The sequence below is a fragment of the Brucella cytisi genome, from assembly GCF_038433355.1.
Classification (GTDB): Bacteria; Pseudomonadota; Alphaproteobacteria; order Rhizobiales; family Rhizobiaceae; genus Brucella; species Brucella cytisi.
Genome location: NZ_JBCAUP010000008.1, coordinates 1 through 21,246 on the forward strand (window position 1 = coordinate 1; position 21,246 = coordinate 21,246).

Here is a 21,246-nt window from a genome sequence, read left to right on the forward strand (position 1 = left end):
CCGCCTTCAAGGCGGCTTTTTGTTTTCTTAGCTTGTGCCGAGATAACGACCCGGTTTGTGATTGATTGCGATGATGAGGTTCATGGCAATCGCCCCGATCAGGGAAAGCGCCATGTTCTCCCACGGGATAAACAACAGCGAAGCCAGCATGATAAGGACATCGAGGCCGAGCTGTAACCAGCCGGCTCTTATCCCATAAGCGTCCTGCAGGTAGAGCGCCAATATGTTGACGCCGCCGACGCCGGAGCGGTGTCGGAAAAGTGCCAGCACTCCCATACCCATCAAGGTACCGCCCATGAGTGCGGCGAAGAGCGGGTTGACGCTTGAGAAATCGACACTCAAGGGCATTAGCTGTGCAAAGCCCGACATCATGGCGACGGCGACGAAGGTCCTTATAGTGAAAGCCCAGCCCATTCGACGCACGGCGAAATAATAGAATGGCAGATTGATCAGGAAATAGAGCAAGCCGAATTCTGTGCCTGTCGCATATTGGATGAGAAGGGCGATGCCGGCCGTGCTGCCCGTCATCAGCATTGCCTGGCTATAAAGCGTAATACCAAGCGCGATGAAGGACGTGCCGATCAGCATTGCCATCGCATCTTCATAGAGGCGATGACGATCAAATGTGACTGCTTTCGACGCATCGATGAGCGGGGCGGCGTTATCAGTGATATCGGCCACGTGGAAACTCCAGAACAGCGAGAAGCCGGAAATCCGGCAAAAAGAATTACGGTGCCGGAGCGAATTCCGGCGTGTCATGCATTTGCGCTGTACAGTTGGGCAAGCACGCAGCATCAGGTCTTGGGAGACGATCAAATATAGCAGCCGATTCGACGCTTCGCACGGCTTGAAATATTGTTATTTCAAGGTCAGCTTTGTGGATTTATCCCAATTGCGGTGGCTGTTTGTTTTGATTTATTTCGCATGCCATTTGCGTCAGTAAGCGTTCCACGTCACGCGGACTGGACAAATGGAGCTTGGTGAGATGCTGGGGCGCAGTTTCCAGAAAGGCCAGTGCGCGAATGCGACCGTTCTTGCGATAACCTGCCACCCATTTCAGGAAGTTCCAATCGAAGCGCTCTACGCAGCCTTCCGCCATGTCGGGACGAGAGTGTCCGTAATGCATTATCGTTCGCTTCAGGACTCGCCACAGCCGGCGGGTTGTCGATATATCGAGAAAAACGAGCATATCGGCCCGCGAGGCACGATAATTCATAGTTTCGCTATGATTGCCCTCGAATATCCATGTGTCCTGATTGGCCGCTTCGATGGTGAGACGACCGATCTGGTCACGCGGGCGCATCGTCCAGCCTGGCTGCCAGTAGAGGATATCGATATGAATCACCGGTAAGCCGGTAATGTCGCCTAGCTTACGCGCAAGACTCGATTTTCCCGAACCGGCACCGCCTATGATCATGATCCGCTTTAACACCTGCGCCGTCCCCGGATTTTAACTCTGGTCGAATAAAAATCGGACATGGGCCAGGAAGTACTATAATTTTACTTCTTGGTACCTGCATGACCATAACGAGCAAAGAAAGCTCGTTAGAAAATTTGTATTGGATATGAAGGTAATATTGATCAAATGATTGACAGTCAACTTTGCGGAGCGCAATGTTGGCGTATAATCGGAACGGCTGAGAGCAACAATGACATCTACCGTTCCTCTATATTAGTAAGATCACTGGGTTTAAAAGGTGCCAAGTGATCGAAAGAGCTGCATTCGATAGGGAGTGACAAGATGTCAATTCGAACCATCACCGCCATGGCCGGCACAGCCATCATCATGAGTGCTGCAGCATTTGCCTTTTCATCGCCCGCCAATGCCCTGACGATGAAAGAATGTAGCGCAAAATATCAGTCTGCCAAAGATGCTGGCACACTTGGCGACATGAAATGGAACGATTTCCGCAAGGCGCAATGTGGAGACGGCGCAGATGCCGCCGCAGCACCGGCAGCTCCAGCCAAAAAGGCAGCTAAGAGTGCAGCCGCTCCTGCAGCAGATGACAGCGCCAAGGGCCTGACAATGAAGGAATGTAGCGCGAAATATCAAGCTGCTAAAGATGCAGGAACGCTTGGCAACATGAAGTGGAACGATTTCCGCAAGGCGCAATGCGGTGCAAATGCGGCCACAGCTCCTGCATCTGCTTCTCCGGCAAAGAAGACGGCGAAAAGTGCTGCTGCTGATGATAGCGCCAAGGGTTTGACGATGAAGCAGTGCAGCGCCAAGTACCAGGCGGCAAAGGACGCCGGTTCTGACAATGTTGCAAAATGGAATGATTTCCGCAAGGCTGAATGCGGACCGGGGGCGGATCCAGTTGCCTTCAGCACCGATGGTAATAGTGAACCAGCAGCCCCAACGGTTGCAGCGCCCAGAGGCGTCAAATTTCCAACGGCGGTTTCTGCAAAGTTTTCGAATGAATCAGCTGGCAAGGCTCGTATGCACACCTGCCTCGAGCAGTATTATACGCTGAAAGATGCCAATGCACTGGGTGGTTTGAAGTGGATACAAAAGGGCGGCGGTTACTACAGCCTCTGCAATGCACGCCTGAAAGGCAATTCCTGATCTGATCAGGACAAACTAAAGAGAAAGGGGCCTTTCGGCCCCTTTTATCTGGCTCTTGAAAACCAGCCCGTCGTTGCAACGACAAGCCAACCGAGAATCATCAGCGATCCGCCGGTCGGTGCGGCCATCGGAAACATTCGATCGTCCATTATGTCACGAATGAAGAGATCACCGCAGAACAAGGCGAGACCGATGACAAGCAATATCCCGCCCAGATAAGCGGTACGGCTGCCCGGTATGATGAGCGACAACACCAGAAATGCGGGCGCATGGCCGAGAAGAAGCGGGGCAATGTTACCCAGATGATTGTCCCCGCCATGGGCCGCTCCCGCATAAGCAGCGATCGCAAGGGCGCCACATAGCCCGGCAAGCGTGCTGAAAAGAATGTTGGGAGGTCGATTATCGAATCGAAACTGCATATGGGGCTCCACCGTTCAGGCAGTTTTGCGAGTATTTGCTTGTTTCCGGGCGTCCTCCAAAGCGGCAGGAAGGGCTGCTTCAAAAAGATCGAGCTGCTCTTCAATACCGACACTAACGCGAATGCAACGATCCAGCAGGGGGGCGCCGGGTTTGCGCACAAAGATGTCACGCGCGATCAGCCCGTTGAGAACTGCCGTGGCGAAAGTTCCATCCTCACCGCAATCGATGGCAACAAAATTCGTGGCAGATGGGATGGTCGAAAGACCATTTGCCTTGGCGATTGCGGCAATGCGGTTTCGCCCGGCAATTATTCTAGCGACTACGTTGCGCAGATAGGCCTGATCCTTGAGGGCCGCAATAGCTGCTGCCTGCGCAAGACGGTTCACTGCGAAATGATCGCGAATCTTGTCGAAAGACTTGATGGTTTCGGCGCTGCCGACAACATAACCGCAACGAATGCCCGCCAGACCATAGGCTTTGGAGAAGGTGCGCATCCGTAAAATGTTACGGCGGTCGGTTTCAAAAGGTGGGAAGGCGGACGCAGGCCCTGTTTCGCAATAGGCTTCGTCCAGAACGAGCATGGTGGTTTCCGGAACGCGTTCGATGAAGGATTGAATGTCCGAACCCGCATGCCAGGTTCCCATCGGGTTGTCCGGATTGGCGAGGTACAAAATCGCTGCATTCTTCTGGCATGCGGCATCAAGCAGGCCGTCGAGGTCCGATTTATCGTTGATATAAGGCACAGTGACCAGTTTTCCGCCATAACCCGCAACGTGGTAGTTGAAGGTTGGATAGCCGCCCAGCGAGTTGATGACGCTGTCACCGTCCTGAACATATTGTCTGACTGCCAGCCCGAGTAAGGCATCGACACCTGCTCCCGGCATAATGTTTTGCGGCTTTACGCCGTGATGCGCGGCAATGGCATGACGCAGTTCATAGTTTTCGGGGTCGCCATACTTCCAGATTTCGCTCGCTTCGGTCCGAATAGCATCAAGGACAGACGGCGCTGGACCAAAACTGCTTTCATTGGCGCCGATTCGAGCCGAGAAAGGCTTTCCGCGCTGTAGCTCCAGCGTTTCGGGGCCGGTAAAAGGAACGGTAGAGGGCAAGCTTGCGACGAGTGATGTAAGGCGAGGCGATGCCATGGCGATTTCCAGTCGATTCTCAGTCCAGCATGGTGTGAGGAGGACAGTCGAAGAGCTGGGGAGTGTCATCCCCCGTCAACGCCTGTCCGACCGGAAAAGGCATAGCAACTTGCACTGGCTGGTGCCATCACAATGATTGCAGTCGATTGAATAATGCGAGCGAACGATCAGGCTTGCGGCCCGTCAATCTGGTTAAACAATAAAATTATGCAAAGTGAAGCTATCCGGGACAACACCCGAATATCGGCAAGCTCAAGGTCGCAGCCATACTGCCGGTGGCTTGCAATCTAAAGCCCAATTCGCAGTGCCGAAGCCATATAGAGCGCCTTTCGATCTGATTGAATCAGATCGACGTTCCAAGCATTCATCCAAATCCGCATCTTATCCGAAACCGGCTTACCCGCGTCGGGATTGCGTTTTAGTGGACCTCGAGCACTTTCACGCATGAATCGAGATCATGTGTCGCCAAATGGGCATAACGCATAGTCATCTGGAGTGTCTGGTGTCCCAGCCACATCTGAACACGACGGATATCGATCCCGCCACGGACCAGACGGGACGCGCAGGTATGACGTAGAATATGCGGAACGACCTGATCGTCTGTGCCAAGACCGACTTCCATCTTCGCTTCATTCCAGATCTGGCGGAACCGGACCTGATTGAGCATGGAAAAGGGGCCTTTGAGCTTCTCATGCGGGATATGTGCTGCCTTGCGGGCACGGCGGGTGAGGGGGACAGTGCGGCTGCGATTTGATTTGGTGAGCCAAAACGTAACGCGCTGATCCTGAATATCGTTCCAGGTGACACCGATTGCTTCTCCAAGGCGGCAGCCTGTGTCGACAAGGAAAAGTGAAAGCCGATAACTATCTTCACAGCGAGACTTGATCGCTGCGAAAAGGCGCTTTTCTTCCTCATGTTCAAGGAATCGAATACGTCCTACACGCTCCTTCTGCCGGACGAATTCCGGTAGATTGAAGATATCTCCCATCTTGTGTGCCTTTCGCAGCAGCTTGCTCAGCGCAGCCATCTTTCTATTGATGGTTGCATTGCTGTTGCCACGCTCACGAAGAGAACCGACGACGGAATCAAGCATTTCCTGATCGAAACCTGAAAAGCGTGCGCCCTTCAAAATCTCATCAATTTCGCCCAGAAACGACTTCACGTTATACTTGTGTGACCCGTCATCCCACAGGATGTTGATATATTTCCCCGTCAGTTCCGCCACCGAAAATTGTTCGACAAGCCGGTGGTTCGGATTTTTGCTGGATGTGTACTTTAAGTTGTAGTCGACTATCGGCGCAAACTTGTCGCCCGTGTCGATCTTCGTTTCCCCAACGACGATCATTGCACGCCCCCCTTTGATATATGGGACGCACAACTAATGAAATAATTCACAGAACACAAGATAAGTGAGCTAACTTTATGCGGAGACATGATTGGACCTTTCTAAAAGACCATGTTTGCCCCCAGCTTTCTGTCGTCCCCCGTGATTCCCCTCGACTTTTGATCCTTTTCGAAATCCCCATTTCTGGAGGATCAAAATTCACGCATTCGTGAGCTGCATTTCAACTGAGTGTGCGCCAACGGTTTCCCGCTGGCGCATTTTCTTTAAGCGACGATCTGAAATTAGAACGAACGCTGGAAGCGGATCATGCCCTGGAAAGCATCTTCGCCATCGAGAACCGAACGTGAGTCGTCCCACTTGGTGTAGGAAACTTCCGGGGTGATGGTGAAGCCAGGAACCAGCTGGTAAGCAACGTTTGCGGTTGCTGCGAAAGTGCCGGCATCTTCATAAGCGAGCTGCAGGTTGAAGGTAGCCTTTTCGGTTGCCTTGAATGCAGCACCACCCCAGACAGCCCAGTCGCCACCCCAGGTGCCGTAGAACGAGTCGATAGCGCGGATACCACGGAAGTTGCCGTCAGCATCTGTATAGCCATAGTAGGTGTCGTCGTTGGACTTGTAACCACCCATAGCCCAGACTGAAAAACGGTCCGTGACATTGATGTCGGCGCGGATCTTGCCGGCCCACTCTTCATTCGTTGCGTCGTACGCGGCAACAGCAGCAAGCGAACCCCAGCCGCCAGCGTACTTCAGGCCGCCAACAACGTGCGGCATGTAGTCGTCAATGACGCCATTGTAATCGACATCAACGTTGTTGCCCTGCTCGAGCGATACGATGGCCGAGAAGCCATTGCCGCCGTTGAAGGTATAGCTGATCAGACCCGTGCGATAGCCGCCAGCAAGGATCACGTCGTCGTTCATGACGTTACCGAGGTAGCCCGGGAAGGTTACGAAGGCCGATTCATCGAGACCAACGCGCAGACCACCGAGCTCGATGTAGCCGTAGCGCAGCGTGCCGGTTGAGCCGGAATCGTTGCCGTCAGACCACTGGAAGCGCGTTTCGATGTAGGTCTTCAGAGTACCAAGTTCGGTTTCCGAAGCCGTCGAGAAACGAAGGGTTGCACGAGCGGTCTTGGCATAAGTGTCGCGGTCTTTACCACCCAGAATGAGCGATGCACCACCATCAGGCAGGCGCGAGAAGCTTCCGCCTCGGGCATAAACGTCGTCGCCACCCTTAACATCGTAACGAACATAGCCATGGATACGCAGGCAGGTTTCGGTGCCCGGGATGTAGAAGTAGCCAGCGCCGTAAGCATCGCAGACACGGACATATTCAACGGCTTCTGGTTCTGGTGCGACGATTGCGTCGGCAGCCTGAGCGCCGGAAGCTGCAACCAGAGCTGCAGCGGAGCCAAGGAGAAGGCTCTTGATGTTCATTTCTGACCTCCAGTCAAGAATCGGAGAATCCAGAAATTCAATAGTATTTTCAATTGGTTACTCTTTTCAAAGATTCACAATCGAAAAAGCCACAAAATCGGAGAGCAGTGCAACAATGCCGAACCGGACGCGAATGGGCACAGAATCGCAGGCAGTAAGACAAATTGTTTACGATTTTTTTCTTGAAGGGTGTCGGTCGAGACAACTGGCGGAGAGGATGGGATTCGAACCCACGAGACCCTTATGAGGTCTACTCCCTTAGCAGGGGAGCGCCTTCGACCACTCGGCCACCTCTCCGGTAAGGGCGAGATAGCCGGTACGCTTTGTCATTTCAAGCGAATTGCGCGCCTATCTGTAAATTTTCCTGCGGATTATTGCACTTTATATATACGCAATCAGGAATATGCGTGAAATCGGCCACCTTTGTTGAGGGGCGACAGTTACAATTAAGGCTGGACAACGAGAGAAGATTCGCACCCAAATCAGCCAATGTGGCAGTACGTGACCGCGCTTTGACATATTCTCCACCGGAAGCCGGAAAGTCATGGATTCGCGGGCTGAACACCGTGATGGCGCCAAATATCGCGTGTTTTCAAGCGTTAAGACCCGTTAATTAGCGTTCACCTATGTTAATAAACCCTAAATAGCCTACCTGGAAACGGGCAATTTCGTGTCTTTTCTGCAACAACCCTCTCCGATAGACGCACCAGAAAGGTTGGGAGAGTGTATTCGATGTTGAAACGAAGAAGCGGGCGAGTATCTTCACACCCAGAAGAAGGAGCGCTTCGGGGCGACTTTTTCAAAAGGGGATGGGGACAGGTTGTCCTTCAGCCAAATCAGAATGCCCAGACCCATTTTTAACTTTGACTGGAGGTCAGAAATGAACATCAAGAGCCTTCTCCTTGGCTCCGCTGCAGCTCTGGTTGCAGCTTCCGGCGCTCAGGCTGCCGACGCAATCGTCGCGCCAGAGCCAGAAGCCGTTGAATATGTCCGCGTCTGCGATGCTTACGGCGCTGGCTACTTCTACATCCCGGGCACCGAAACCTGCCTGCGTATCCATGGCTACGTTCGTTACGATGCCAAGGGCGGTGATCGCGTTTACGCTCGTACGCCTGGCGATCTGGACCGTGACACCTGGGGCAAGAACGCCCGTGCAACGCTCCGCTTCTCGACCGCTTCGGAAACCGAACTCGGCACTCTGAAGACCTTCACCGAACTGCGTTACAACTGGAACGGCGGCGGCGACGGCGAAGAAGACGCATACGGCTCCAGCGAAAACAGCTCGCTGCGTTATGCTTACATCCAGCTCGGCGGCCTGCGCGTTGGTCTCGATGAATCGGCCTTCGTAACCTTCCCTGGTTACCTCGGCGACGTCATCAACGACGACGTGATCCTCGCTGGCGGCTACCGCACCAACCTCATCAGCTACACCTTCACCGGCGGCAACGGCTTCTCGGCCATCCTGTCGTTCGAAGAAGGCGGCAACGGCGACTCCGACGTTGACGTAACGCTGAGCGACTACACGCCGCACATCGTTGGCGGTCTGAAGTATGCTGGTGGCTGGGGTTCGATTGCCGGTGTTGTTGCTTATGACGCCCGTAACGAAGAGTGGGCCGGTAAGGTTCGCGGCGACGTCAACATCACGGACCGTTTCTCGGTCTGGGTACAGGGTGGCTACAAGTCCAACGACGACGAATACTTCGTTGATGGCAGCAACGGCTACACCTACCGCGGCATCACCAGCTTCTACGGCACGTGGGGCGGCGACTGGGCTGTCTGGGGTGGCGCCAAGTTCCAGGCAACCGAAAAGGCTGCCTTCAACCTGCAGCTCGCTTACGACGACACCAAGACCTTCGCAGCAACCGCAAACGTTGCTTACGAACTGGTTCCTGGCTTCACGATCACCCCGGAAGTTTCCTACACCAAGTGGGATGACGAAAACATCAGCCTCGACGGCGAAGATGCTTTCCAGGGCATGGTCCGCTTCCAGCGCTCGTTCTAATCCCTCCGGGATTGTTCAAAAAGAACCCGGCAGCATCGCTGCCGGGTTTTTTGTTTGCCGATTTTTACGATTGTGATCTTGCCTTTGGGGGAAACTCAGTCTTTCTACGAATAGAAAGCGGGACGTGTTCGCCGCTTTGCATCCGATGATTTCCAGCGTGGAGACACCACGACATGTTTAGATGGTTTTGGCCCGGTGTAACGTGGACCGCAGCGCTGACAGCGCTTGCGCTCTGGTTTGGTACTGATCGGGTCGAGACGGATATCGCAACACGTACCGTCGGCGCACTTGCTCCTTTTATATGGACGGGCTTCGACGTCGATGGTCGCGACGTGACGCTAAAAGGCATAGCGCCCGATCCAGAAATGCAATCTGCTGCGCGGGATGCGCTTGAAAAGGTCAGAGGCATTCGGGAGATCACAGACCTGACAAGTGTTCTGCCGCTCGTTTCACCCTACCGGCTACAGATAAAGAAGAGCGCCGACGGCCTTGTCCTCTCCGGTTCTGTGCCGGACAATGACGTTAGAGACCGTATCATGACGATGGCAGAAAGCACGGCTCCAGGCCTTTCGCTTGATGACGAGATGGCCGTAGGGCGAGGCAGTCGGGCAAGCTTTGCTGATTCGGTGGGGTTTGCCTTACAGCTCGCATCTGATCTGACAAATGGGGAGATCGAGGTTTCTGATCTCAATATTTCGATCAAGGGCGAGGCTGCAGACGATGCCGGCTATCGAAAGATACGATCCCAATTGAACCAGCCGCTTCCCTTTGGCCTGAAATTGCAACGAGCCGACATTCGCGAACCGTAGTTTAAATTGCGGCGAGGGCTGAGTTGATTTGGATTCTCGTCCCCCGTTAGTTTTCTGTTCGGAATTGACAGTCCGCCTGTTCGGGCCTTTCCTTTCACTTTATGAAAAGGCATAGCGGATCATATCTTCCGTTTCAGGAATAGAAGGCGGACCTGACAATGCTTTATCTAGCCGTATCGTTTTGGCCGGTTCTCGTTGCGGCAGTTCTTATCGGTGCAGGCGTTGGCTGGTTGATCGGTCCGAAGTAGCGGCGGCAAATCTGGGGTGGGGAAATTGACGGCGAATATGTTCGTCGGGTTTGAGTAATTTGGAGTACGAGGAAACCATATGCCGTTGCTGATTGTTCAACTGGCTATTCTTGTCGCCATCGCTTTCGTAGTAGGCTGTCTTTTGGGCCGGTTCGTACGGCGCAAAGGCGCGTCGGTGCCAGACCGTGAGCGCACGATCATTGCAGCGGCACATGCCACATTGCCTGTCGATCAAACGGAAGTGGCGAAACAGACTGAAATACCGGAGAAGGTTGCACAACCCAGGGCGTCGCCACAGCCGAGCGGGTCAGAGAAGCCTCCAATGGAAGCCGTGCCGGACGTGGAATTCGTTGGGAACTGGCCTTCGCAGACGGAAAAGCCGGATGCTAATACGGAACCGGAACAGGATCCGGGACGTCCTAAGCTTCTGGATGCAGCGCACCATGGAAAGCCGGATGATCTCACGGCCATCAAGGGTATCGGCGGGGCAGTTCAGGGGTTGCTCAATGGGATTGGTGTGTTTCACTACGACCAGATTGCCAGCTGGAACGATAACGAATCAGCCTGGATCGAACGAGGTATAGGTTTTCCGCGCCGCGTGGAGCGTGAGGATTGGATCGGACAAGCCACGAAACTGGCGAATGCAGCAAATAAAGCCAGCGTCAGGAAATCGGAAAAGCCCGGCAGAACAGCCGCTAAATCGAAACGGCGACGGACAAAAAAAGCAGGCGAATAGCCTGTTTTTTCATTTCAGGGCATTTCTGCCATCTCGATATAAGCGCGAAATGTTCTAGCGCCGACCGTAAATCAGATCGGTCTGGATATCGGCACTTCCTGTCAGGCGAGCCTTATAGACTTCGTAATTTTCCATCACGCGCTGAACATAGTTTCGTGTCTCGGAATAGGGGATGCGTTCGATCCAGTCGACGACCTGATCGATCGGCTTGCCACGTGGGTCGCCATATTTCTCGACCCATTGGGACGCGCGACGGGGCCCGGCATTGTAACCGGCGAAGGTAAGAACATAAGACCCATTGAAACGGTCAAGCTGCTCGCCGAGGAAATGGGCACCAAGTGTCGCATTATACCCTGCATCCGTCGTGAGGCGTGGTGCGGAGAAGCTCATGCCGTTGCGGGTCGCCACGCTTTTGGCCGTTGCAGGCATAAGCTGCAGCAAACCGCGCGCACCAGCTTTCGAAACGGCGCCTACATTGAATTCACTTTCCTGCCGGGCAATAGCATAGGCGAGGGCCTTGCCTGATCCGCTTATATTGGCATTTGCGGGAATTGCTCCGAGCGGATGCGACAGAGCACCGACGTCTAGGCCACGCAGTGCTGCATTTTTGCCGACGCGAAGCGCCAGATAATGATTCTCGTTGCGCTCGGCCATAACAGCCAACAGGGCCAATTCGCCGACACTATCGAGTTCCTGTGAAAGCTGGTTATAGAGCGTCGTTGCGCGATTGCTGTAGCCTACCTGTTCCAGCCGCTTGATTGCCTGCACTGCAGGACGACCGGCAAACCGCGTGCGATCTGCTTCGGTTGGCCTTGGGTAGATAAGCTCTGGTGCTTTCTCGCTGAGTTTGCCTGCTGAAAGCTGGCCGTAAAATGTCGTGCCGAAATGGGCGGAGCGGCGATAATAGTCGCGCGCATCGCCACCGCTACCTGCTTCGGCCGACCGTCCGAGCCAGTAGAAGGCGCGAGATGCTGAAATCGGACGCGAGGAGATTTCTGCGATCTTGGCAAAATGTGGCGCAGCCGTCTTCGGCTGGTTCAGGGCGCGCAGCGCATACCATCCGGCATGGAATTCCGCTTCTGCGGCCATTGTGGGCGATTCGGCGGCGTGGGCCGAAACCAGCTTGTAGGCGAGCTGCGGTTTGCCAAGGTCGAGCAGTTCACGTGACAGGATGCGGCGTTCGACCCACCAGGCATCAGGATCGATAAGGGCCGACGCCTGACGTGGTGCCTTGAGCATGAGGTCTGTCGCCTCGTTATAGCGTTCGGCGCGACGCAGATAGCGAATCTTCAGGAACTGATAGGCGGCGTTTCCCTGCCACGTGCGGTCGACGTCCGCTATCGCCTCGGCGGCGTTCGGAGACTTCTGTGCTACTGCCGCAAAGGCGTTGTAAAGCGATTGGGCCTGTGCCGGGCCTGCAAGCAGTTTTGCAGACTGCATACGGTCATTATAAAGAGAACGCAGAATACGGCGCTGATGATCTTCGCGCGTCAGAACGCCAGAGAACTCTTTCAGGATCTTTTGCTCGTCATCGGCTGATAAGCGCTGTGTAGTCCACCATGGTGAAAGCAGTTCGCGCGCTTTGCCCGCATTTCCAGTGCTGACATAGGAGCGGGCAAGAAGAATCATGCCTTCTGTAGTCTGCGGGCGCGTATTGCCGAATGTTGCGATTACGGTCGCAGGAGTTGGATTTTCCTTGAACAAGGCCCGTTCAGAGTTGCGGCGCAGAACCGATGTCCCTGGCCAGCCGCGCAAATCTGTTGCCGCCGTTGCAATTTCAGCGCTCGGCACACCATCAAGACCGGATGTCGCGATAGACCACGTCAGAATCTGGCGGTCAAGCGAACCACGAGGCATCCCGTTGCGGAATGCGATAGCACTTGCGGTGTCGCGGGAGGAAAGGGCATCAAGCCCGCTTTTCAGCGTTCCGCCAATTGCTGCCGGGTTTTCCATGCGGCTGACCGCTGACGTCACGACCGGATCAGGGGTGGCTGGACGCGGTTTCGGTGTCACCAGATTCATCGGCGACTGGTGTGTCGTCGTCGGTGCAAAGGGACGCGCAAGCGGGGTGGGAACGCCGGACGGCAGCGAGGATTGCGCGAGCGAAATAACCGGCTGCAGAGCAACCGCAACAAAGCAACTCGCGAGGAGAGCTTTTCTTTTCAGGGATATCGCTGCGACTTGTTTTGACATTGGCTAACTAGAACAAAGACTTGGTTGATGTGCAATATGTTGTTGAAATCCGGCTTTTCTTAGCCCGGTTTTTGACTGGCGATTTCAATGATGAGGATAGGCTCAAGGAATGAATCTGTCCTTAATAAAGCGTTATCGCTTAGGTGTTACCGCATCTTGGTTGTTTCGGGCCGCCGATGTTTCTAAAGGCAATCGAGCGAATAGCTGGTGGAGCTTGGGGATCGCTTTAAATTTTGTCGCAAAACTGCCGTATTGCCCTTGTTTTGCCTGTATACCCCGCTTGCTCCACTCGTGTCGCAAGACTATTGTGCAACGCCTCAACCCGGTCAGAAGCCCCAGGGTGATCCCAAGCTGATCGGTGGAATGAGGTCCAGTCTTTCTTTTTTCAGGAGTTCACTAATGCTGAAGGGCTCAATTACCGCGCTTGTCACGCCATTCGATTCCGAAGGAGCGTTCGACGAGAAAGCCTTTCGCGCATTTGTAAACTGGCAGATCGAAGAAGGCACCAAAGGGCTCGTCCCAGTCGGCACGACTGGTGAAACGCCGACCCTGTCGCATGACGAGCACAAGCGCGTAATCGAGGTTTGCATCGAGGTTGCAGCTGGTCGCGTTCCCGTGATCGCGGGTGCAGGTTCCAATAATACGGTGGAAGCAATCGAGCTGGCGCAACATGCTGAAAAAGCTGGCGCTGATGCCGTTCTCGTTGTCACGCCTTACTATAACAAGCCCAACCAGCGTGGTCTCTACGAACATTTTTCGCGTGTGGCCCGCTCCATTTCGATCCCGCTCATCATTTACAATATTCCCGGTCGTTCGATCGTCGACATGACGCCGGAAACAATGGGCACGCTCGTCCGCGACCACAAGAACATTGTGGGTGTCAAAGATGCGACCGGCAAGATTGAGCGTGTATCCGAGCAGCGCGAAACCTGCGGCAAGAATTTCATCCAGCTTTCCGGTGAAGATGCAACGGCTCTTGGTTTCAATGCTCACGGTGGGGTAGGGTGCATCTCGGTGACGTCCAATATCGCGCCGCGTCTTTGCGCCGAGTTCCAGGATGCCTGTCAGGCTGGCGATTTCTCCAAGGCGCTCGAATTGCAGGATCGCCTTATGCCGTTGCACAAGGCGCTCTTCATCGAGCCGAATCCGTCGGGTCCGAAATATGCGCTGTCGCGTCTTGGTCGCGTGGAAAACGCGTTGCGCTCGCCCATGGTGACTGTGGAAGCCGCGACGGCAGAGAAGATCGATCAGGCCATGAAGCATGCGGGTCTGGTCAACTGACCCGTCAAGTTTACCGCTTTTGCTGATTTTTACGCTCCCGTAGCTTCGGGAGCGTTTTCATTTCAGGCATTGCACATTATATGGTGCCATCATGAACAAGCCCAAGAATTCTCCTGTGCGCAAGATCATCGCGGAAAACCGCAAGGCGCGCTTCAATTTTGAAATTCTAGATACGCTCGAAGCCGGTCTCGTCCTGACCGGCACCGAGGTCAAGTCGCTGCGCGCCAATCAATCCAACATAGCGGAGAGCTATGCGAGCTTTGAGAATGGCGAGTTCTGGCTCATCAATTCCTATATTCCGGAATATACGCAGGGCAATCGTTTCAACCACGAGCCGCAGCGCTTGCGCAAACTGCTCATCAGCAAGCGCGAAATGTCCCGCTTGTTTAACTCGGTATCACGCGACGGGATGACCGTGGTGCCATTGAAGCTTTACTTCAATGATCGGGGTCGCGCGAAGCTGGAACTGGCGCTGGCGCGAGGTAAAAAGACTCACGACAAGCGCGAGACGGAAAAGAAGCGCGACTGGAATCGTGAAAAGGCTCGCTTGATGCGGGATAAGGGATAAAGATCAGCAAAGTAAGAGAGCGCCTCAGGCGCTCTTTTGATTCAGATAGTCGCGTACATTCCGGAATACGGTTCGGAACATGGTATCCGTCAACCGCCCGGTATTCGTGTTATAGCGCGAGCAGTGATAGCTGGAAAAAATGCGCAGGCTGCCAATGTCGCTTGCCCGGTCGTGACCGAAGGGATGTCGCGCAACCGGCGCGCCAAGCGCACGAACTGTCGATTGATGCGCAATCGTTCCCAGTGTGACGATTGCCTGTAGCTCGCGGAAGCGGCTCAACATTGGCAACAGGAATTGTCGGCAATTGTTGATCTCGGAGCCGATTGGCTTGTTTTCCGGCGGCACGCAGCGCACCGCATTGACGATGCTGGCATCCAGCAGGCGCAAACTATCGTCAGGACGAGCCTCGAACTTGCCAGTGGCAAAACCGAATTCACACAGCGTGCTGTAGAGCAGATCACCGGCATAGTCGCCGGTGAAGGGGCGTCCGGTTCTATTGGCGCCGCGCAAACCTGGCGCCAGCCCCACAATCAGGAGCCGGACATTGTCATCATGTGCTGGCAGAAACGGCGGAACCGGTGAATTATGCCAGGAAGGCTCCTTGCGCCGCCATTCTTGCAGGAACGCGTGCAGCCTTGGGCAGATATCACAATTGGGAGATGGTTCGGAAATCATGTCCTTGCATGAACCGGCTCGACGACGGCGTCAATAGCTATCGTCGAGATCGTCATCCTGGCGGCGAGGCGCGCGTTCCGACGGGTCGCGGCCAATCTCAGCCTTGAGCGAGACCAGATCGATGAAATGGTCGGCCTGGCGGCGCAGTTCATCCGAAATCATGGCTGGCTGGGTGGTGAGAGTAGAAACAACCGAAACCTTGCGCCCCTTGCGCTGAAGAGCTTCAGCAAGTGAACGGAAATCGCCGTCGCCGGAGAAAATCACAAAATGGTCGACTGTATCCGTGAGCTGCATGGCATCGACTGTCAGTTCGATGTCCATATTGCCCTTCACCTTGCGACGCCCGGTAGAATCCGTGAATTCCTTGGCAGCCTTGGTGACGACCTTGTAGCCGTTATAATCAAGCCAGTCGATCAGCGGGCGGATCGAGGAATACTCCTGATCTTCAACTAACGCCGTATAGTAATATGCACGAAGCAGATAACCGCGCTTCTGAAACGCCTTCAAAAGTTTCCGATAATCAATATCGAACCCCAGGGTTTTCGAGGCAGCGTATAAATTAGCGCCATCAATAAAAAGGGCAATTTTTTCACGAGAATCAAACATCGTGCAATATATCCACTCTACGGTCGGACTGGAGTGGACCGGCGACCGCTTATTCAGTTTGTTTTCTAAACGGCGGATGGTATCAAATTTTACCAGTGCGTTTATTGCCTTCTAAGGATATATCACAGAAAAACAAGCAACCATTGGTTGTTATTTGATTGCAGTAAATTACTTATAAGGGAGTCTTGTCTCAGTAAACCCTTTCTGGCTTACAGAATATTGTGCCGTTTTGACGCGCTACAGTGTTTTATGGGGAGAATCCATGAAGTTGACGTTCTTTTGGCAGATTTCATGAGGTGAGGCACGAGCAATTCCGCTTTTGCTTGTAATTTGGCTCCACAAGCGTTATGTGGGGGAAAATCCATTAAAGTTCGAGAAATGAAAGGGACCGCGCATGGCCCGCGTCACTGTTGAGGACTGCGTAGATAAGGTCGAGAACCGTTTTGAACTGGTTCTGCTGGCTGGTCACCGTGCTCGCCAAATTTCCCAGGGTGCACAGATCACCATAGACCGCGACAACGACAAGAATCCTGTCGTTGCCCTGCGCGAAATCGCCGATGAAACTCTGTCACCGGATGATCTGAAGGAAGATCTCATCCACTCGCTGCAGAAGCATGTGGAAGTCGATGAGCCGGAAGCTGCTGCTCCCGCGCAGATCACCGCTTCTTCGGATGAAGTTGTAGAGGGCATCGCAGATGCTGCCGAAGAAGATGTAGTTACTTTCGACCGTATGTCGGAAGAAGAACTGCTCGCCGGTATCGAAGGCCTCGTCGCACCAGAGAAGAACGACGACTTCTAAAGCATTTCCGCCAAACTGCGAAGCGGCTTTGCCTGAGGTAGGTGCGTTGAAATAGAGATATGGAACGGTTGCTGTATTCCAGCTTAAGCGGAACCGCTTAGCCGTCGTTCGATTTCTTTCTCTTTTACATGCGCTGCGACTTCCCGGTCGTGGCGCATGTTTTTATGCGCCAAGGTCCTGTCGGCTAACCGGTAGCAACAGTTTGGAATGCTTGTTGCCGGTTGAAATGGCCAGATGACGAGCGATTTCTGTCAAAAATTAATATTGTCGTCAGAAAGTTAAGCCTAGACGTCGAGAACCATTCGATTTTCGGCGATTTTGGGTCACAATGCCCGGTATGTTTGCAAGTATCGGTTTCGAAAGGGAGTTCTCGTAGATGATGCGCCAATATGAGCTTGTGGAGCGTGTTCAGCGATACAAGCCTGACGTGAACGAGGCGCTTCTCAACAAGGCATATGTCTATGCCATGCAAAAGCATGGCAGTCAGAAGCGCGCTTCCGGCGATCCCTACTTCTCCCATCCCCTCGAAGTCGCCGCGATCCTCACCGATATGCATCTTGACGAAGCGACGATTGCCATCGCGCTTTTGCACGACACGATCGAAGATACGACGGCCACCCGTCAGGAAATCGATCAGCTCTTCGGCCCTGAAATCGGCAAGCTCGTCGAGGGACTGACCAAACTCAAAAAGCTCGATCTCGTTTCAAAAAAAGCAGTGCAGGCGGAAAACCTTCGCAAGCTGCTTCTGGCGATTTCTGAAGATGTTCGCGTCCTTCTCGTAAAACTGGCGGATCGTCTGCACAATATGCGCACGCTGGGTGTGATGCGGGAAGACAAACGCCTTCGTATCGCCGAGGAAACGATGGATATCTATGCGCCGCTCGCTGGTCGCATGGGTATGCAGGATATGCGGGAAGAGCTCGAGGAACTGGCTTTTCGCTATATCAATCCGGATGCATGGCGTGCTGTGACGGATCGCCTGGCCGAACTTCTGGAAAAGAACCGCGGCCTTCTGCAGAAAATCGAAAAGGACCTGTCCGAGATTTTCGAGAAGCATAACATCAAAGCCAGTGTGAAGAGCCGCCAGAAGAAGGCGTGGTCGGTTTTCCGCAAGATGGAAACCAAGGGCCTTTCCTTCGAGCAGCTTTCTGACATTTTTGGTTTCCGCGTGATGGTCGACACCACGCAGGATTGCTATCGGGCGCTCGGTCTCATTCATACGACGTGGTCGATGGTTCCGGGCCGGTTCAAGGATTATATTTCTACGCCTAAACAGAACGATTATCGGTCGATCCACACCACCATCATCGGCCCGTCGCGCCAGCGCGTCGAACTACAGATTCGCACACGCGAAATGGATGAGATTGCGGAATTTGGTGTCGCAGCCCACTCTATCTACAAGGATCGTGGCAGCGCCAATAATCCGCACAAGATGTCGACCGAGACCAATGCCTATGCATGGCTGCGCCAAACAATCGAACAGCTTTCCGAAGGCGATAACCCGGAGGAGTTCCTCGAACACACCAAGCTAGAGCTCTTTCAGGATCAGGTCTTCTGTTTCACGCCCAAGGGCCGTCTCATTGCTCTGCCACGTGGCGCGACGCCAATCGATTTCGCCTATGCCGTTCACACCGATATCGGTGACAGTTGCGTCGGCGCTAAGGTCAATGGCCGCATCATGCCGTTGATGACCGAACTGAAGAACGGCGATGAGGTCGATATCATCCGTTCAAAGGCGCAGGTTCCTCCTGCTGCGTGGGAATCGCTTGTCGCGACGGGCAAGGCACGCGCAGCCATTCGCCGTGCAACCCGCACGGCCGTCCGCAAACAGTATTCGGGGCTTGGCATGCGCATTCTGGAACGCGCATTCGAACGTGCCGGAAAGCCGTTCAGTAAGGATATTTTGAAGCCGGGGCTTCCGCGTTTGGCACGCAAGGATGTGGACGATGTGTTGGCCGCAGTCGGACGCGGAGAGCTTCCGTCAACCGATGTGGTCAAGGCGGTCTATCCTGACTATCAGGACACACGCGTCACATCGCAGAACAGTCCGGCCAAGACTGGTGAAAAAGGCTGGTTCAACATCCAGAACGCCGCTGGCATGATCTTCAAGGTGCCTGAGGGCAGTGAGGATGTAGCGAAGACCGGTGTGGATGCTGTGGCGAAGCCCGGGAAAAAGGCGCTGCCGATTCGGGGGACCAACTCGGATTTGCCGGTGCGTTTTGCCCCTGAAGGGGCGGTGCCAGGAGATCGTATCGTCGGTATCCTTCAGCCCGGCGCCGGTATAACGATTTATCCGATCCAGTCGCCTGCGCTGACGGCTTATGACGATCAGCCGGAACGTTGGATCGACGTGCGTTGGGATATTGATGATCAGATGAGCGAGCGTTTTCCGGCGCGCGTCAGCGTATCGGCCATCAATTCGCCCGGCTCTCTGGCAGAGATCGCGCAGATCGTGGCCGCCAATGACGCAAATATTCACAATCTCTCCATGGTGCGCACCGCACCGGACTTCACAGAGATGATTATCGATGTCGAGGTTTGGGACCTCAAGCATCTCAACCGTATCATTTCCCAATTGAAAGAAAGCGCGAGCGTCAGTGGCGCGAAACGCGTGAACGGATAGGACTAAGATGAACACCGAAGATGTGCTTGCCGTCTTCCGCGAAGCGGGAGCTATCCTTGAAGGCCACTTTATTCTCACGTCAGGCCTGCGCAGCCCTGTTTTCCTTCAGAAGGCACGCGTTTTCATGCATGCCGACAAGACGGAAAGGCTCTGCAAAGCGCTCGCAGAGAAAATCCAGGCGGCCAATCTCGGACCGATCGATTATGTGGTTGGTCCGGCAATTGGCGGCTTGATTCCGTCCTACGAAACCTCGCGTCATCTGCGTGTCCCGTCGGTCTGGGTCGAGCGCGAGAACGGTGTATTCCGCCTGCGTCGTTTCGATGTGCCGAAGGGCGCGCGAGTCGTTATCGTGGAAGATATTGTCACGACAGGGCTTTCCATTCGCGAAACGATCGACTGTATGAAGGGCCTCGGCATCGAAGTTGTGGCCGCGGCCTGCATTGTTGACCGTTCGGCAGGAAAGGCAAATGTTGGCACGCAGCTGATCGCTCTCGCTCAATATGAAGTTCCGGCCTATCCCGCGGATAAATTGCCGCCGGAGCTTGCTGCAATTCCGGCGGTGAAGCCGGGTAGCCGCAACATTTAAACAAGCTCGCCAGCGGTTTTGGATACGCTGCAGGGGAAGATACACCCCTGCGGCGAAATTCCGCTTTGCGGGACGCGTTCTAGTTACCTATTTAAGGGTAACCGCAAAGACTTTCTTCCGGCTTCCACAAACAGGGTTCCATCGTGAGTGTAGCGCCTATCAGATTCGACCCCAGATCGCCTTACCGTGCGCCATGTGGGGTATGCGTGGATTGCGACGTCAGGCGGACGGCGGTTTGTGCGGCACTTGACGACGGCGATCTCGGTGCACTCGAAGCAATCATGACCTCCAAGCGTCTCGATGCCAATGAGCAGCTGGTGGAAGAGGGGGAGCCGAAGCGCCGCGTCTTCAGCCTGACCTCCGGCATGTTGCGAATCTACACATCGCTTCCGGATGGACGTCGGCAGATTGCAGGATTCCTGTTCCCTGGTGACTATCTCGGTTTGGCTGACGACGAGACGTACTCGCAGTCGGCTGAAGCGGTCGTACCGTCCGTTTTGTGCGCTTTCTCCACCAGGGAGATGGACGATTTGATGGAGCGTTTTCCGAAGTTGAAGGAACGCTTGCACCAGATGACACGGGCGGCTCTTCGCACGGCGCGCGACAATCAACTGGTTCTTGGACGCCTTGCGCCGGTGGAAAAGCTTGCGAGCTTCCTTCTGGTTCTGTCCGCGCGGGCAGAAAAACGCGGCGAGAAGCCGAACCCGGTACATCTGTCGATGAACCGCACTGATATTGCTGATTATCTCGGCCTGACGATTGAAACTGTCAGCCGAAGCTTCACGAAGCTGAAGACGCAGGGGCTGATCCAGCTGCCTGATGCCAATACGGTGGAGATCCTGTCGCGCCGGTCTTTGGCAGCCGTTGCCGGAATGGACCCGGACAACCTCTGATTTCAAGCTACCATCCCTAGAAACGGGGTGTGTTTCCGTTGATTCAAATCAATGCTGCACTCGGCAGAACAGCCTATTCCTGACCATAGAGATTGATGCGATCTGCATTAGAGCGCTGGACGTCCATCCGGACGCACAAAGGACGCTCTAACCTGTTGAGTTCAGGCATCGCGCTTTCCGAAAATCGTAATCGTTTTTCGGGCCGGTGCTGTGGGATCGCACTGTTCAAAATGGGGAAAACAGGTGCTGTTGTGGCTGGGAATTGCAATATCGGCTGTCATGCATGCGGGCTTCCTTGCCGCATCATGCCGTCTTGCC

General features: G+C 54.4%; 19 protein-coding genes and 1 tRNA gene. 10 read left to right on the top strand and 10 right to left on the bottom strand.

Features of this window, described 5'->3' with window-relative positions; translation table 11 throughout:
• Positions 1 to 27: 27 nt before the first annotated feature.
• Positions 28 to 681: a YitT family protein gene (locus AAE521_RS09540; RefSeq protein WP_374865227.1), complete on the bottom strand. Its 654-nt coding sequence runs from the start codon at positions 679 to 681 to the stop codon at positions 28 to 30.
• A gap of 202 nt (positions 682 to 883) precedes the next feature.
• Positions 884 to 1,432: a P-loop NTPase family protein gene (locus tag AAE521_RS09545; RefSeq protein ID WP_342061193.1), complete on the bottom strand. Its 549-nt coding sequence runs from the start codon at positions 1,430 to 1,432 to the stop codon at positions 884 to 886.
• 309 nt (positions 1,433 to 1,741) lie between these two features.
• On the opposite strand from AAE521_RS09545, the gene AAE521_RS09550 reads away from it, so the two are divergent.
• On the top strand, positions 1,742 to 2,566 hold the full coding sequence (locus AAE521_RS09550) for an antifreeze protein (protein ID WP_374865226.1): 825 nt from the start codon (positions 1,742 to 1,744) through the stop codon (positions 2,564 to 2,566).
• 44 nt (positions 2,567 to 2,610) lie between these two features.
• Here AAE521_RS09550 and AAE521_RS09555 read toward each other — a convergent pair whose 3' ends face one another.
• From AAE521_RS09555 to AAE521_RS09575, 5 genes are all read right to left on the bottom strand, one after another.
• Positions 2,611 to 2,985: a DUF423 domain-containing protein gene (locus AAE521_RS09555; RefSeq protein ID WP_342061194.1), complete on the bottom strand. Its 375-nt coding sequence runs from the start codon at positions 2,983 to 2,985 to the stop codon at positions 2,611 to 2,613.
• A gap of 15 nt (positions 2,986 to 3,000) precedes the next feature.
• Positions 3,001 to 4,131 carry a pyridoxal phosphate-dependent aminotransferase gene (locus tag AAE521_RS09560; RefSeq protein ID WP_342061195.1) on the bottom strand — a complete coding sequence of 377 codons (1,131 nt, stop codon included), beginning with the start codon at positions 4,129 to 4,131 and terminating at the stop codon, positions 3,001 to 3,003.
• A 418-nt stretch (positions 4,132 to 4,549) separates the two neighbouring features.
• Positions 4,550 to 5,476: a tyrosine-type recombinase/integrase gene (locus AAE521_RS09565; protein ID WP_071631463.1), complete on the bottom strand. Its 927-nt coding sequence runs from the start codon at positions 5,474 to 5,476 to the stop codon at positions 4,550 to 4,552.
• 281 nt (positions 5,477 to 5,757) lie between these two features.
• Complete coding sequence (locus tag AAE521_RS09570) at positions 5,758 to 6,909, bottom strand: porin (protein WP_071631462.1); 1,152 nt, start codon at positions 6,907 to 6,909, stop codon at positions 5,758 to 5,760.
• Positions 6,910 to 7,115: 206 nt separating this feature from the next.
• Positions 7,116 to 7,206 (bottom strand) — tRNA-Ser (locus AAE521_RS09575).
• A 583-nt stretch (positions 7,207 to 7,789) separates the two neighbouring features.
• Here AAE521_RS09575 and AAE521_RS09580 point away from each other — a divergent pair.
• From AAE521_RS09580 to AAE521_RS09590, 3 genes are all read left to right on the top strand, one after another.
• The gene (locus AAE521_RS09580) at positions 7,790 to 8,911 is read left to right on the top strand and encodes a porin (RefSeq protein WP_342061196.1); all 1,122 of its coding nucleotides are present in this window, start codon (positions 7,790 to 7,792) and stop codon (positions 8,909 to 8,911) included.
• Between the two features lie 173 nt (positions 8,912 to 9,084).
• Positions 9,085 to 9,720 (top strand): BON domain-containing protein, encoded by a 636-nt coding sequence (locus AAE521_RS09585; protein ID WP_342061197.1) that lies wholly within the window; start codon positions 9,085 to 9,087, stop codon positions 9,718 to 9,720.
• A 327-nt stretch (positions 9,721 to 10,047) separates the two neighbouring features.
• Positions 10,048 to 10,704 carry a 50S ribosomal protein L21 gene (locus AAE521_RS09590; protein WP_342061198.1) on the top strand — a complete coding sequence of 219 codons (657 nt, stop codon included), beginning with the start codon at positions 10,048 to 10,050 and terminating at the stop codon, positions 10,702 to 10,704.
• A gap of 54 nt (positions 10,705 to 10,758) precedes the next feature.
• Here AAE521_RS09590 and AAE521_RS09595 read toward each other — a convergent pair whose 3' ends face one another.
• Entirely contained in the window at positions 10,759 to 12,897 is a 2,139-nt protein-coding gene (locus AAE521_RS09595) for a lytic transglycosylase domain-containing protein (RefSeq protein ID WP_342061199.1), read from the bottom strand.
• 399 nt (positions 12,898 to 13,296) lie between these two features.
• Here AAE521_RS09595 and dapA point away from each other — a divergent pair, with 399 nt between their 5' ends.
• Both dapA and smpB read left to right on the top strand, forming a co-directional pair.
• Positions 13,297 to 14,178 (top strand): 4-hydroxy-tetrahydrodipicolinate synthase, encoded by an 882-nt coding sequence (gene dapA, locus AAE521_RS09600; protein WP_071631457.1) that lies wholly within the window; start codon positions 13,297 to 13,299, stop codon positions 14,176 to 14,178.
• A gap of 91 nt (positions 14,179 to 14,269) precedes the next feature.
• A complete protein-coding gene (gene smpB / locus AAE521_RS09605) occupies positions 14,270 to 14,746 on the top strand; it encodes an SsrA-binding protein SmpB (protein WP_342061200.1) in 477 nt (158 codons plus the stop codon).
• A gap of 24 nt (positions 14,747 to 14,770) precedes the next feature.
• Here smpB and AAE521_RS09610 read toward each other — a convergent pair whose 3' ends face one another.
• Together AAE521_RS09610 and AAE521_RS09615 are read right to left on the bottom strand one after the other, a co-directional pair.
• Entirely contained in the window at positions 14,771 to 15,421 is a 651-nt protein-coding gene (locus AAE521_RS09610; RefSeq protein WP_342061201.1) for a uracil-DNA glycosylase, read from the bottom strand.
• Positions 15,422 to 15,451: 30 nt separating this feature from the next.
• A complete protein-coding gene (locus tag AAE521_RS09615; RefSeq protein ID WP_012092419.1) occupies positions 15,452 to 16,027 on the bottom strand; it encodes a LabA-like NYN domain-containing protein in 576 nt (191 codons plus the stop codon).
• Positions 16,028 to 16,421: 394 nt separating this feature from the next.
• Here AAE521_RS09615 and rpoZ point away from each other — a divergent pair, with 394 nt between their 5' ends.
• The 4 genes from rpoZ to AAE521_RS09635 all read left to right on the top strand — a co-directional run bounded on the left by rpoZ (position 16,422) and on the right by AAE521_RS09635 (position 20,928).
• Entirely contained in the window at positions 16,422 to 16,826 is a 405-nt protein-coding gene (gene rpoZ / locus AAE521_RS09620) for a DNA-directed RNA polymerase subunit omega (protein WP_071631455.1), read from the top strand.
• A gap of 376 nt (positions 16,827 to 17,202) precedes the next feature.
• Positions 17,203 to 19,449, top strand: a complete 2,247-nt coding sequence (locus AAE521_RS09625) for a RelA/SpoT family protein (protein ID WP_342061202.1) — start codon at positions 17,203 to 17,205, stop codon at positions 19,447 to 19,449.
• Between the two features lie 7 nt (positions 19,450 to 19,456).
• Positions 19,457 to 20,035 (top strand): orotate phosphoribosyltransferase, encoded by a 579-nt coding sequence (gene pyrE / locus AAE521_RS09630; RefSeq protein WP_342061203.1) that lies wholly within the window; start codon positions 19,457 to 19,459, stop codon positions 20,033 to 20,035.
• A gap of 143 nt (positions 20,036 to 20,178) precedes the next feature.
• Positions 20,179 to 20,928, top strand: a complete 750-nt coding sequence (locus AAE521_RS09635; protein WP_071631452.1) for a helix-turn-helix domain-containing protein — start codon at positions 20,179 to 20,181, stop codon at positions 20,926 to 20,928.
• Positions 20,929 to 21,246: the final 318 nt, after the last annotated feature.